The following is a 13,719-nucleotide window of genomic DNA, read 5'->3' on the forward strand; positions in this document are numbered from 1 at the left end:
TTCTCAATAAAGATTAAAATGAATGATAATTTCTGTCAAGCAGACGTGAAATACCCTCTATTGTAAAGGTGAATAATTCGCCCCTACTTTGTCTCAAAACACCTTGCGCTCTTCTAAATGAGAGAGGATATCTTGACGCGATCGCCAAGCCGGACGCAGTTGTTTCTTCGCAACTAATTGCAACTGATCCCCAACATGGGGCGAACCTGGTTGAGTTGCGTTGCCGTAGCTCGTCAGTACCATCGCCCGTACTGGTTGAGAAAATTCAACAATAGCGACATAAGAATCACCTGCAACTGCTCGAAAGCGCTCATTTGAAGTTGGCGCAAATTTGAGAACGCGGAAGATACCAAGAGATCCATCGCCACCATTGGCTGGCAAATCGACATCGCCATGCTGTAGTCGGAACACGTCTCCCCACTTGACATCTAACGCCCCATAAGCCTTTTGAACTTTAGCTGCTGCTACTTCCAATTTGGCAACTGCGTTTTTGGGGTCAGCTAAACCATCAGGAGTGGTGCGCGGGGATTGTTCACTCCAAGGTATGCTAAACACTTTATCTAAATCTATCTCTTCTGCCCAAGCAGCAAAGAGTACTGCACCTCTGCTATCTGCATTCGCTTCCCGATCCCAAGCTTCTAACACATCAGCAGCTCGTGCTAATTCGCCCCCCTGCTTGCGTGCAGCTCCAATTAAGTCATCCAAGATGCGATCTGCAAGTTCCATGCGGGTTGAGTGCTTGTATTCAACTATTTCATCGAAAGTGATTTTTTCATCCTCTGCCAACATTCTTGCAGAACGCTGCGCTCGAAAATCCATGAAACGCGGTGCCATATAAGGCGGATAATTGTCTGGTTTGATGGCGGTTGGAAATGTGGTTGTCCAAGGTGGTTCGTTGGCATTTTGTAACCAACCACTAGGTGGGTCAACAATGCGTGGTAAATCTTGATAGGGGTAAATTTTTGTCCATAATGTGCTTTTAGTATCGCCTGGGACAATACCTTGCCAGTATTCAAAATCTCCCTTTTGCCGAACCGGAACGTCACCGTTGAACAAGTGCATGATATGCCCATCTCTATCTGCATAGATCACGGTAAACATTGGAAGTTGCGATCGCTTCAGTGCGGTTTCAAATTGCTTGAGGTTTTGGGAGCGTGCCATATCCCACCACTGCTGCAACACACCTGGTTTGTCAAGCCCTACAACCTTTATCGCTACGGCTTTACCGCCTTTTTCTGATACGACAGGTCCATGAACAGAACGTTTAACAATGAGGGGTTGTGTTTGCAGCGTGCCGTCTTTTTGCTTGACTTTTAGGGATAAAGTTTTTGTCTCAAAAGCGCGAACTTGGTTATCAAAGCGATAACCGTTGTCAACTAGTTTGAGTTCGTAAGCGTCCCAACCATCGTGAGTGTTAACGGTGTGAGTCCAGCCCAAAGAGTCGTTGAATGCGATCGCCAACACGGGAATTCCCACAAGTGTTGCTCCGTAAGCATCAATACCTGGGGCGGTGACTTGTGCTTCATACCATAAGAATAAATCTGACCAAGGCAGGTGTGGGTTAGCTAGCAGCATTGCTTTGCCACTTGCGGATCGTGATGGGGCGATCGCCCAACCATTTGATCCCGGTGGCTCTTGCTCACTTATGCCTGCAACTCGCTCTTGGTTAACAACAAAAGTAAAATGAAGTACCCGGTGTATGTGAGCCAACACATCTTCTGCCTTGACTGGTAGCACGACCTTGACTTCGTCATCAATCAAATTGCTATGCTCAAGAGCATAAGCATTAATTCCCTTGGCAAACGCATCAAGATAGCTGCGAAAAGTTGGACTTTGTGCTTTGTACCAAGAACGGGCGCGTTCTGGGACTCCCATTGTCAGTACCCAACGATCTGATTTTAAGTATTCCTCTCCCCAGTACTCGGCAGCACGTCCCCGTGCTTCACCGTAAAGACGCAAAAGCAAGTTTCCGTGGCTTTGCATCTGTGCCCAACCAAAAGCTTGGAAAGCACTTGGAACATCCTTTCCATAGATATGTGGCACTCCATAAGTGTCCCAAAGTATTTCAGTACTTGAGTGCGAGCCATTGCTTTGGATTCCCACAACCAAAGCAAAAATGAAACTAAGTATCAATAGTAAAATTTGCAATGATTTTCTGCGTAAGCATCTAGACCACATACTTTTCACAAGTTGCAGGTTCACTTGATATCAGCCGCATCATGATCCGGCACAATCATTTCCACATCACGTAACACACGAAAGGCATATCCACTCAAGCCAAAAACTAACAAGCACAGTGAAGAAATAACATACAGCAGTGCCATGCCGGCAGCTTTTCCAGTGCCGAATAACCAGCCAAATATTGGTGTGAGACTACCTCCCGGCATCATCGCTGGTTGAAAAACATAATCGGCTAGTAGCCCAGCTATTAAGACAGCGATCGCAGAAACAGCTTGCTGAATTGTAGATCGGACAGCGAAAACTCGTCCTTGGACATCAGGTTTTACCTTGGATAACAAAATAGCAGTGTTGGAACTACTGAGTAAGGGAAAATTCAGCGAAGAGCAAAACTGTGCAGGAAGCCAAATGAGTAATCCTTGACCGAGACCAAATACTATTTTGCTCAACCCAGCGCCAGCCATTCCTAGAAGAAAACCGTGGATGCGGCGCTTAGGACCACCCCAAACACTTAACAATATTGTTCCAATCACACCACCAAGTCCAGCAGCTGAAGAGATACTGCCTAGTATCTTGGCATCATTTCCTGTGCGTGCCAAAATCATCGGCGAATACAAGGCAGCGCCTATGTCATGAGCAAACCAAAATAAGGACGCAATCACGATGATAGCTAGCAGACTCGGACGCGCAATCACATAGCGAAATCCAAAGATAAGTTGCCAAAAGATGCCTGTGTGTTCCTGATGTTCTACATTGCTGCTGGGTTTTGGTTGAGGAATGTGAACCTTGAGGACAGTGCCAACAGCAATTAAGAAGGTAACAAGATCGATGACTAAAATTCCGTTCAAACGAATAAGGTAATATAATATACCCGATAGTGCAGGAGCAATAATAACTGAACTGTAATGAAGCGCAGAATTCATACTAGTTGCACGGGTATAGTGCTGTTTGCTAACCAGCGTTGTGATTGATACTGAATAGGCTAGTGACTGGATTTCACTAAAAGCACCATTGAGCGCACCACTGACATAGAGATGCCAAATTTGTAAATTGTCTGTGAGGTAGAGCCAGAGAATTGCCACAGTTGTAACAGCCGCTACTGTATCGCCAATAATCATCAAAAATTTGCGACTCGTACGGTCTACAATCACTCCAGCGACCAATGTTATAAAGATGCTTGGTAGAAGAGAAAAAAACCCCAACAAAGCTAATGTTGTTACTTGACCCGTCAGTTCCCAAGCCCAGATTTTGATAGCAAAGCTGGTCATATAGCTGCCGATAGTTGAAACCAGCTGACCAAGCCAAATGATAAAGAAAATACGCATTACTGACTAATCACCATGAACCTCTGCACCTACCAAGTATTTAAACAGGTCATTCAGTATGGCGTTAGCTGACCAAATGTTACCAAATATCCAGTAACTAGAATCAACAGTGTAGACTCGCTTGTTCTTGACCACATTCAGCAGTTGCCAAACTGGGCTTTTTTGATATTTTTCAAAGATTTCTTCAGCTCCTGGGTTTATTACCACAAACAGAACATCTGCATCTAGTAAGTCGAGACGTTCTAGGTTGAGGTGTACATAGGTTTGCTTGCCGACAGTCAACTGACGTTGTACAACCGGGATAGAAAACCCCACCTCTTGTAGAACACTGACAGGGAATGAGTTTATCGTTCGGAATTGTGTAGCTTGCCTTCCCATGTAAAAGCGGCTCACAGAAACCTCTGTTTTCGACAGTTTCTGTCCTAGAACTTTTCGCAATTTTTCTACTCGTTGGTGATATTGAGCAAGCACTTCTTTAGCTTTTTCTGTTTTGCCTAGGATTTCACCAATCTGTAGAAAAGTATCTTTCCAAGTCGTGTTAGTGAAGTTGAGTATAACTGTTGGAGCTATGTGCGACAACAGCTTGTAATGACTCAAGTTAGCACCAACAAGCCCTAGGATTAAATCCGGATGCAGCTGCACTATTTTTTCTATATTCAGCTGGCTCTCTGTACCGATATAAGTTATACCTTCAAATTTTTCTCCAAAAAGACTGACTTTACTACCCAAAATATTTGGCTTTGGTACGGCTAATGGTTTTAAGCCGAGTTCCACCACCGCTTCCAACGTTGTTTCATCCGTAACAATAATACGTTGCGGGTTAAGAGGAACACAGATTTTGCCCAATTTATGCTGAATGACGCGACACTCAGATGCTGCTAACTGTGCCTTTGGGGAGCCAGTGTTGATAGGAGCGTTGCTGTAGCAAGCCGTCACCAAAAAGAAGGCGAAGGTCATTAGAAAAAATAGCTGAATACTACGACTCAATCGTTTACTCATGGCTAAATTCTACTAGCCACTCGTTCAACATTGACAAGATTTTTCACAAAAAATTGAGGCGTTTTCTCTGCTTCCATACCATGACATTCCCCCATCAAATAAAGATTTTTCCTTTCATCTTCAACCACATCTGCTTGAGTGCAACTCAAAGAACCATCAGGTTTTTTAAAGCTGAGTTCAACGCGATTAAAACGACCATCTTCGCTTTGTTCCAGTACCCGACAAGCAACTTTGTAATTAAACCAATCCCAGCCATGCATGAGAATCAGTTCTCTTTCCAGAACTTGTGCTGGGTGTGGTAAAGTTCCCCAACCGCGATAGATATTATTGAAACATTGAACATCACCTGTTCGCGTCAAAATAGAGGTAAGTGACACCTGGTCAAGTCTAGCGTAGTATCTGCCTTCAGGAAAGTCGATCACAGTTGGTGCAAAGCGATGACCACCAAAGTGGCTAACTTGCCAAATACGAACATGATTGAGGGATAATTTAGCAACGGTGCTTAAAGCGTGTTTATAAAAGGGAATACCGTACTTAGCACAGCATTTATCGTTACTGCCATGAGTGCAGATAAGAATATCTCTGGTTTGAGTTTCTGTGCTTTCATGAAGAATTTCATTCAATAAACACTCTTTTAAAATAGGAGTGACATTGCTGATATTGGGAACTTGAAATTCTTGTTTGTTATAACCTTTTGAGAAAGCTTCTTGTTGGCGAAAAATGATGCATCTGGTGGAATTTGTCTGCTTGAGATGTTCATTGTAAATTAACAACAACCTGACAGAAAGTCCTGTTTGAGAAACTTCTTCCCGTAAAGCTCTTAAATTTTGGGGAATCGGTTTGGAATCAAATGCGTTTCGAGTCCAAGGAGTTGGACATTCCACCAACACGTAGACTTGGTAATTTTCTCCAGTTCCAATGGGGTCTTCTCCCGCTTGACGTGACTCTTCAGCACAAAAGAAAGTATCCATACTGGTTTTGTAACGGTTTAAAAATATCTCAAGTGGGCGTTGCCAATCATTCCTTCTAGGATACGTTTTTGTTGACATATATTGCCCACCCTATCAATCTCAAAATTCTATTGAAACAGTACCCAGCACAGTCAAAGGTGCCCCAGGATATACCCTTTCTCTGCTCAAAGCTGCAGATTCAAAATACCTGATATCGAAAAGGTTTTTGACATTAAGCGCAACCCTCCAATTGTTTCTTCGGTAATAAACTGCCGCATCGGTTCGGATATAATTTGGCAGGACAAAAGTATTTTCATTATCACCTGGTCGTTCTCCCACAAAAAACACGCCCGCTCCAAAGCCTAACCCTTGCAAAGCTCCTTGTTGAATTTCATAGGTTGTCCACAAACTTGCACTATGCTCAGGAACATTGGTTAGGCTGTTTCCCTCTAGGCTGATTCCCTCTAGATCGGGATTGTCCTCTGTTATTTTGGCATCGGTGTAAGCGTAGGTAGCAATAATCCTCCAGCCGGGTGTAATTTGACCAACAATATCTAACTCAACGCCTCGGCTTCTTTGCTTACCAACTGCAATCTGAGAATCAGGATCGTTCGGGTCGAGCGTAGCGACATTTTTCTTGATAATTTCAAAAGCTGCTAAGGTTGCAGACAATCTGCCATCAAGGAAATCGGCTTTAGCACCGACTTCATACTGGGTACTGCGTTCCGGTTTAAGGATGGACAAGTCAGTAGTGAATCCAGAATTTGGTTGAAAAGATTGGCTATAACTGGCGTAGAGAGAAACTGGCTCAATAGGTTTGTAAACTATACCGATGTTTGGACTAAAACCAGTATCAGACCGCGTAGGATTTGCGTCTTCTATGTTATATGTATTTTCTTGGTCAAAAACATCAAACCGTCCACCTAGTTGCAAAATGAAATTTTTAGCAAAAGTGATCTGATCTTGCAGATAAATGCCGAGTGCATCTGTCTTAGACTCATCGTCATTAGACAATGGTGCATTTGGAATCGCTGCACCATAAACAGGATTGAAGATATTAATCGATGCAACATTTCTCCTTTGGCGGAAGACCACTTGGTCAGTAGTTACTCGAGATAAGTCTATCCCAAACAAAGTTTGATGCTGAATCGAGCCTGTCTTAAATTTGCCAATCAGATCCGTTTGTAGAGCGTAGCTTTCTCTATCCGCTTCAACAATTCTGAACTCTCGCGATAACTCACCAGTCTCTTCATCAAGGGAACGAGGCTCAAATCGTCTAGTATATTCATCAGTTGAAAGCACTCGGAAAGCATTACGTAACGTCCAGTTGTCGCTGAATCGATGCTCCAGATTGTAGCCAATACTCGTATTTTCAGTCCGTCTCACGTCACCTGGTTCACCGAGCCTTCGACTGATGGGAATATCGGCTATCCCGTTACCAAAAGCTACCAAACCGCGATCAAAAGGACGTTCATCGTTGAGATAGTTGAATTCAAAGGTCAAATCGGTTTGCTGACCAATTTTCCAAGTGAATGCTGGAGCAATGGAATAACGTTCGATATCCGTAAAATCACGAAAACTAGATGAGTTTTCATAGACCGCATTAAGTCGGTAGAGAAAGGACTTATCTGTGGTCAGTGGACCAGACAAATCAATACTAGGTCGGTAAAAACTGTAGCTCCCAACAGTAAACTCACCAGAGTACAAAGGAACTTCGAGGGGTTTCTTGGTGACTAGGTTAATGATTCCCCCTGGTTCAACATTGCCATATAGCACTGAAGCTGGACCTTTGAGCACTTCAACACGTTCAATGTTGGCAGGTTCTCTAAAAGTACCAAAGGTAGATGTTCCAGGAACATCAGAGAAACCGTTTTGGAAAAAACGCGAGCTAAAACCGCGAATCGTGACTGCATCGACAGTACCACCAAAGGTATTATCTCTGGCAACACCACTGACATTGCGGAGAGCGTCATCCAGCCGGATGACTTTTTGATCCTCAATCACTGCTCTAGGAATGACTCGAATTGAGCGCGGAGTGTCGCGTATGGGAGTATCAAATCTGGTGACAGCGCTGGCTTCGGGCACGTTATAATCGTCTGCTGAACCTGTGACTACCACTTCAATTGGCTCATCCTGTCCAGCGGATGGTGTGCTTGGGTTGGTTTCGCTTTCAGGCTCACCTGTAGAAGGTGTTGGCTGCTGTTGGGGTTGTGTTTGCGGTTGTTGCGCGGTAGATGCGACTGGTGTAAAGCCGAAAATCAGACCTTGGTCGCTGTCAAACAATTCTATGGTTGGAACACCAGCCGTACCCGTCACACTGACCCGGATACTGTTGGTATCCAAGTTAGTTACTGTAACTTCAGTGATTCCCTCAACAGGTTTTTCTTGGCGGAATGTATTACCACTAGGTAAACGCAGTTGCGCTGACGGAATATCAACAATGTATGTGTTACCGTCACTCTTCGGCAACACTTGCAATTGTTCCCCTTTGGGAGTTTCTAAGATGATCTCAAAACCTTTTGTGGTTGAATTTACCTTGACTCCGGTCACTTCCACAACTTCTTGGGAAACCGTTGGCTGGGTTGTTGGCGCTTGTACGAGCATTTGTGCATTCTTAAACGGATGCTTGATTTGACTCAGTTGCAGAATCTCTCTGGTTGGTTTAAGTGGTTGTGTGGAACTAGCTCTTGTGCCAGTTGGTGTGCCAGAACGCTCCACATTCAAAACTCGTACATCCTCGCTTTTTGCAGGAGTTGTTACCACGATTACAAAAAAGCCTGCAAGCAACAGGCTTTGAACTAATTGCTCTAGTTTCATTCTTTTCCTCACACCCAATAGCCACCTTAGCGTCCTGATTGATGACGCAATATTTTATTGAAATTACTAAGCATTATTTTTATAAAGTTCTAGCGTCTTACTGCAAAACTCTTTTACCTCTAAAAGTTTTACTATTGAAACTCTTTATCATATATGTCAAAGCTTAGGCAAGTACTTGCCAGAATTCTTTCACGTAATCAGACATTTCCCTAAAACCAAACTCAGGGCACTTTTTTGTTGAAAACTCGCTGACAGCAACAATTTTGTATTGTTTGGCAGTATTTTGTACAACGCAAGCAGTTGCGATGTTTAAGTCATGAATTCTGGGCATAAATTTTTAACATCTATCTCAAGTCTTAAAAATCTTGTGATAAGAAAAATATGGCTTTAGTTTTAAGTACATAGCTTAAATTTATATAATGGGCGGTTGCAAACTCCAAAGAATTGCATTAGAGTTGAGGACATTAGTTGAAAATTACTATCAATAGGTTTAACGGATTTGTAGGAAAATTTTAACAATTCATCGAATAAAGACTTCGAGCGGATAGGACGGAATTGCGCTTCACATGCGCGAAGCGCGATGGCACGAAGTGCCCGCCTGCGGCGATGCTCCCAAAGGGAGCCGCCCTCTGGGCGATCGCTCAATGCAGATTATTGTTCTGTACCTAAGTTTGGTAGAAACGTTTACTAGCCGCATTCAACAATTTTTGGCGTGCATCAGAGTTTTGAAAGTAAAATGGCGCAACCTGTCAATGACTTACAAGAAATTTCCCATAACTGTTCTACGTTTGTTGAACTACTGCGTTACCGATCTCTACACCAACCGGACATAAAGGCTTTTACCTTCCTGCAAGATGGAGAAACACAACAGACAACGCTGACTTATCAGGAATTGGATCGGCTTGCGAGTGCGATCGCGCAAGCGCTGACTTGTCAGTTCGCTTCTCAACTCCAAGCTTTAGGTTTAAGCGGAGAATGTGCCTTACTGCTTTATCCACCTGGGCTGGATTATTTAACAGCATTTTTTGGTTGCTTGTATGCAGGAGTCATCGCGGTTCCAGCTTACCCGCCGCACAATCAGCGCAATACCCCTAGAGTGCAGGCGATTATCAAAGATGCACAAACTCGCGTTGCGTTAACCACAACCACTTTGTTACCCAAATTGCAATCCTTACTTGCCAACACAAATCAGGGGGATTTGCAGTGGTTAGCTACTGACAACTTAGTTGAGGGAATAGAAAATTCTTGGCAACAACCAGCTATTGATCAAGATTCTCTCGCCTTTTTGCAATACACTTCCGGTTCTACAGGAACGCCAAAAGGTGTGATGGTGAGTCATGGCAATTTGCTACACAATTCCGAGTACATAAAACAAGCTTTTGAACTCACATCGGAAAGTGTGTCTGTAACATGGTTACCTAGTTTCCATGATATGGGACTCATCGACGGCATCCTCCAACCCTTGTATACAGGATTTCTAGGTGTCTTGATGCCGCCAGCAGCCTTTATTGGGCGACCCCTTCGATGGCTTCAGGCAATATCGCGTTACAAGGCAACTCATTGCGGTGGTCCTAACTTTGCCTACGAGCTTTGCGTGAACAAGATTACTCCGGAACAACGGGAAACCCTCGACTTAAGCAGCTGGTGTAGCGCTTACAGTGGGGCAGAGCCGATTCGCCGAGAAACTTTGGAGCAGTTTGCAGCATTCTTCAAACCTTGTGGTTTTCAGTCCCGCTTTTTCTATCCCTGTTATGGTATGGCTGAAGCGACCCTGATGATTTCGGGCGGTCGTGTGAAAGATGAGCCGATTTACTGTACAGTTCAAGCAGATGCCTTAGAACAGAACCGGGTTGTAGAGGCATCTGAAAATACCAAGAATGTTAGACATCTAGTAGGGTGTGGACGTTCATGGCTTGATACAAAAATTGTGATTGCTGACCCAGAATCGCTGACTTTATGTCCTTCTAACCGAGTGGGGGAGATTTGGGTATCAGGACAAAGTGTTGCTCAGGGTTATTGGAATCGCAAAGAAGAAACAGAACAAACCTTTCAAGGCTACTTAAGAGATGGAAGCGATGGCGAAGTAGTTCCGATGACGGGACGAAGTTCTGGTCCTTTTTTACGGACTGGGGATTTAGGCTTTTTGTATAATGGCGAACTCTTCATTACAGGGAGAGTCAAAGATTTAATCATCATCAGGGGACGCAATCTCTACCCGCAAGATATAGAACTGACCGCAGAACGCAGTCATCCTTCGTTGCGTTCAAGTAGTAATGCCGCCTTTTCCGTAGAAATTGAAAATCAAGAACGGCTGGTTGTGGTGCAAGAGTTGGAATTTCGTGCCAAACCGAATTTGGAGGAAGTCACCGCCGCCATCCGTAAAGCAGTTTCTCAAGAATATGAAGTGCAAGTCTATGCAGTGGTTTTAATTAAACCGGGTAGCATTCCCAAGACTTCTAGTGGTAAAATTCAACGTCGTGCTACCAAAGCAGAGTTTTTAGCAGGCAGCTTGGATGTACTTACTAGCAGTATTTTAGATTTAGATTTTGAAGACACACAAACAAGGTTGAGCCGAGAAGCACTGCTAGCAATTTCTCCAGAACAACGTCACTCAAGGCTGATATCTTACCTGCAACAACAGGTTGCTCAGGTACTAAAATTAGGAAACGTGTCCATCAATCCCCAACAACCTATTAGCACCTTGGGCATTGATTCCTTAACAACTTTCGACATTAAAAATCGGATTCAACAAGACCTTGAAGTCTCTATCTCTGCTGTGGACTTGTTTGAAGCAAGTATTGAAAAGTTAGCACAACAAGTTCTGGTGCAACTCAAAGAGGCTGGACCAATGCAAAAACTACAGCCTGTTGAACGAAATGGTAAATTGCCCTTGTGTCTGGCGCAAGAGCGTTTGTGGTTCCTTGACCAATTAGAGCCGGGAAATCCTTTTTATAATGTTGCGATCGCCATTCAATTAACTGGTACACTCAACGTAGAAACACTACAGCAAAGTCTCAACGAAATCGTTAAGCGTCACGAAAGCTTGCGGACAAGCTTTGCAGTTGTGGATGGGCAACCCGTTCAAGTTATTCATCCAAGGGTGGATATTAGCTTACCAATTGTAGATTGCACCGGCCAAGATTTTATCCTTAAAGAAACCCAACAACCTTTCGACTTATCCCAACCACCACTGCTACGGGTAAAACTGCTGCGCGTGCAAACCCAAGAGCATCTGCTGCTACTCACCATGCACCACATCATCTCAGATGGTTGGTCAATTGGCGTTTTCCTGAGGGAAATAGCAACACTGTACGAGGCTTTCTCTACCAACAAACCCTCACCCTTACCCCACCTTACCATCCAGTACGCAGACTTTGCCTATTGGCAGCGACAATGGCTGCAAGGAGAGATTTTACAAACCCAGATCAATTACTGGAAGCAGCAACTCAGCGGTAAGCTACCCGTGCTGCAACTCCCACAACAGCGACCACCGATCCAAACTTTCACAGGCAAAAAGCACCCTCTTACTTTACCTAAGGATCTAGCCGCAGCCGTCAAAAACTTGAACCAAAAAGAGGGTGTCACCCTGTTTATGACACTCCTAGCAGTCTTCAAAACATTGCTGTACTGTTACACAAATCAGGAAGACATTTTAGTCGGTTCACCTGTTGTTGGTCGCAACTGGTCTGAAACTGAAAACTTGATCGGCTTTTTTATCAACACTCTGGTATTCCGCACAAACTTGTCTGGGAACCTCAGTTTTCGGGAGTTGCTTCAACGAGTACGCCAAGTCTGTTTAGGCGCTTACGCTCATCAAGACTTGCCTTTTGAAAAGCTGGTGGAGGAGTTACAGCCAGAACGCAACTTAAGCTATAACCCATTGTTCCAGGTTATGTTTATCCTCCAAAATGCACCTATACCATCAGTTGAGCTTTCAGGCTTGACTTGGGAACCCCAAGAGGTAGACAGCGGCACATCAAAATTTGATTTGAAACTCAGTTTATGGGAAAGTGTTCAAGGTTTCAATGGCTCTTTGGAGTACAAAACAGATTTATTTGATGCAATGACTATCGCCCGGATGGCAAGCGATTTAGAAATATTGTTGCGCCATGTTGTACAACAGCCGGATATTAAGCTTAAAGAGTTAGCCGCTATTGTTGCTGAAGCGGAGAAAGAGCAACAGCTTATGCAAGCGAAGGAATTGGAAAATATTAGTCTGCAAAAGTTAAAGCTGACGAAACGGAGTGCTGTTCGTGGAGGATAGGAAAATTCTAAAACGAACCGCGTTCGCGCAGCGTGTCCTCTGGACATAGGCGCTAAGAACACTAAGGTATGAAAGAAGAAGAGAAGGATAGCTATATGACAATTCCCAATTCTGCAAAGGCTAGCTTTAAAACCTTGGGAAAGGTCAAACGTCAAGCTGTTAGTGAAGTGATCCAAAAAGCTCTACTGATTTCTGACAGTTCTTTGCCACTGCTGATAAAACCTACTGTTGGAGGAGTTAATCTAGTTGCTTGGGCGGGGAACAATATTGAGTTGATAACTAAGTTGTTATTGCAACATGGTGGCATTCTGTTTCGTAACTTCCAAGTTGTGGATGTCGCTGAATTTGAGCAGTTTATCCAAACTGTTGCTGGAGACTTATTGGAATATCGCGATCGCTCTTCACCCCGTAGTTCCATCCAAGGCAAAATTTATACTTCCACTGACCATCCAGCCGATCAAAGTATTTTTCTCCATAGCGAGAATTCTTATGCAGCGACTTGGCCCTTAAAAATCTTCTTTTACTGCGTCACCCCAGCACAACAGGGTGGAGAAACACCCATTGCTGACACTCGTAAACTTTACCAACGAATCGATCCAAAAATTCGCGATCGCTTCGCCCAAAAACAAGTCATGTACGTTCGCAACTTTGGCGATGGCTTTGGCTTACCTTGGCAAACAGTCTTTCAAACCACCAACCCAAAAGACGTAGAAGCTTTTTGCCGAAACAATGGCATTGACTTTGAATGGAAACCAGGAAATAAATTGAGAACTCGCCAAATTCGCCCAGCCATTCTACCTCACCCTCATACCAACGAAATGGTTTGGTTCAATCACGCTGTATTTTTTCATGTATCCACATTAGAACCAACAATCCGTCAAGCATTATTAGCAGAATTTTCAGAAGAAGAACTTCCTCACAACACTTATTACGGTGACGGTTCACCAATTGAACCAGAAGTATTAGAAGAACTTCGCACCGTTTACCAACAAGAAACAGTCCTTTTTCCCTGGCAAGCTGGAGACATTTTAATGCTCGACAATATGCTCACAGCACACGGAAGAAAACCATTCTCAGGCACTCGAAAAGTCATTGTAGGCATGACACAACCCAACACTTGCCAAAACCTGAAAACCACAAAATTATTTCATTGAAATTCTTGCTATTTTTTCTTCCTTTTTCTCTT

At 43.8% G+C, this 13,719-nt stretch carries 7 protein-coding genes; 2 read left to right on the forward strand and 5 right to left on the reverse strand.

What is annotated here, in order from left to right:
* Positions 1-93: 93 nt before the first annotated feature.
* Genes MAS10914_RS0119665 through MAS10914_RS0119685 form a run of 5 tightly spaced genes read right to left on the reverse strand, consistent with a single transcriptional unit; the run spans position 94 to position 8,269 of the window.
* Positions 94-2,178 (reverse strand): acylase, encoded by a 2,085-nt coding sequence (locus MAS10914_RS0119665; RefSeq protein ID WP_033366234.1) that lies wholly within the window; start codon positions 2,176-2,178, stop codon positions 94-96.
* Positions 2,179-2,198: 20 nt separating this feature from the next.
* On the reverse strand, positions 2,199-3,503 hold the full coding sequence (locus MAS10914_RS0119670) for an MFS transporter (protein ID WP_017317661.1): 1,305 nt from the start codon (positions 3,501-3,503) through the stop codon (positions 2,199-2,201).
* A gap of 6 nt (positions 3,504-3,509) precedes the next feature.
* Entirely contained in the window at positions 3,510-4,502 is a 993-nt protein-coding gene (locus MAS10914_RS0119675) for an iron-siderophore ABC transporter substrate-binding protein (RefSeq protein ID WP_026082679.1), read from the reverse strand.
* A gap of 2 nt (positions 4,503-4,504) precedes the next feature.
* Positions 4,505-5,551 carry a sucrase ferredoxin gene (locus MAS10914_RS0119680; protein WP_232224197.1) on the reverse strand — a complete coding sequence of 349 codons (1,047 nt, stop codon included), beginning with the start codon at positions 5,549-5,551 and terminating at the stop codon, positions 4,505-4,507.
* Positions 5,552-5,572: 21 nt separating this feature from the next.
* Positions 5,573-8,269 (reverse strand): TonB-dependent receptor, encoded by a 2,697-nt coding sequence (locus MAS10914_RS0119685; RefSeq protein WP_017317664.1) that lies wholly within the window; start codon positions 8,267-8,269, stop codon positions 5,573-5,575.
* A gap of 736 nt (positions 8,270-9,005) precedes the next feature.
* On the opposite strand from MAS10914_RS0119685, the gene MAS10914_RS0119695 reads away from it, so the two are divergent.
* Both MAS10914_RS0119695 and MAS10914_RS0119700 read left to right on the forward strand, forming a co-directional pair.
* Positions 9,006-12,533, forward strand: a complete 3,528-nt coding sequence (locus tag MAS10914_RS0119695) for a condensation domain-containing protein (protein ID WP_017317666.1) — start codon at positions 9,006-9,008, stop codon at positions 12,531-12,533.
* 68 nt (positions 12,534-12,601) lie between these two features.
* Positions 12,602-13,687, forward strand: a complete 1,086-nt coding sequence (locus MAS10914_RS0119700; RefSeq protein ID WP_017317667.1) for a TauD/TfdA family dioxygenase — start codon at positions 12,602-12,604, stop codon at positions 13,685-13,687.
* The last annotated feature ends 32 nt before the right edge of the window (positions 13,688-13,719 follow it).

Source organism: Mastigocladopsis repens PCC 10914 (assembly GCF_000315565.1).
GTDB lineage: Bacteria > Cyanobacteriota > Cyanobacteriia > Cyanobacteriales > Nostocaceae > Mastigocladopsis > Mastigocladopsis repens.

Bases quoted from the DNA above. Each gene is read 5' to 3' on its own strand.
- MAS10914_RS0119695 (WP_017317666.1), top strand. From the start codon at position 9,006: ATGGCGCAACCTGTCAATGACTTACAAGAAATTTCCCATAACTGTTCT.
- MAS10914_RS0119665 (WP_033366234.1), bottom strand. From the start codon at position 2,178: ATGTGGTCTAGATGCTTACGCAGAAAATCATTGCAAATTTTACTATTG.
- MAS10914_RS0119675 (WP_026082679.1), bottom strand. From the start codon at position 4,502: ATGAGTAAACGATTGAGTCGTAGTATTCAGCTATTTTTTCTAATGACC.
- MAS10914_RS0119670 (WP_017317661.1), bottom strand. From the start codon at position 3,503: ATGCGTATTTTCTTTATCATTTGGCTTGGTCAGCTGGTTTCAACTATC.
- MAS10914_RS0119685 (WP_017317664.1), bottom strand. From the start codon at position 8,269: ATGAAACTAGAGCAATTAGTTCAAAGCCTGTTGCTTGCAGGCTTTTTT.
- MAS10914_RS0119680 (WP_232224197.1), bottom strand. From the start codon at position 5,551: ATGTCAACAAAAACGTATCCTAGAAGGAATGATTGGCAACGCCCACTT.
- MAS10914_RS0119700 (WP_017317667.1), top strand. From the start codon at position 12,602: ATGAAAGAAGAAGAGAAGGATAGCTATATGACAATTCCCAATTCTGCA.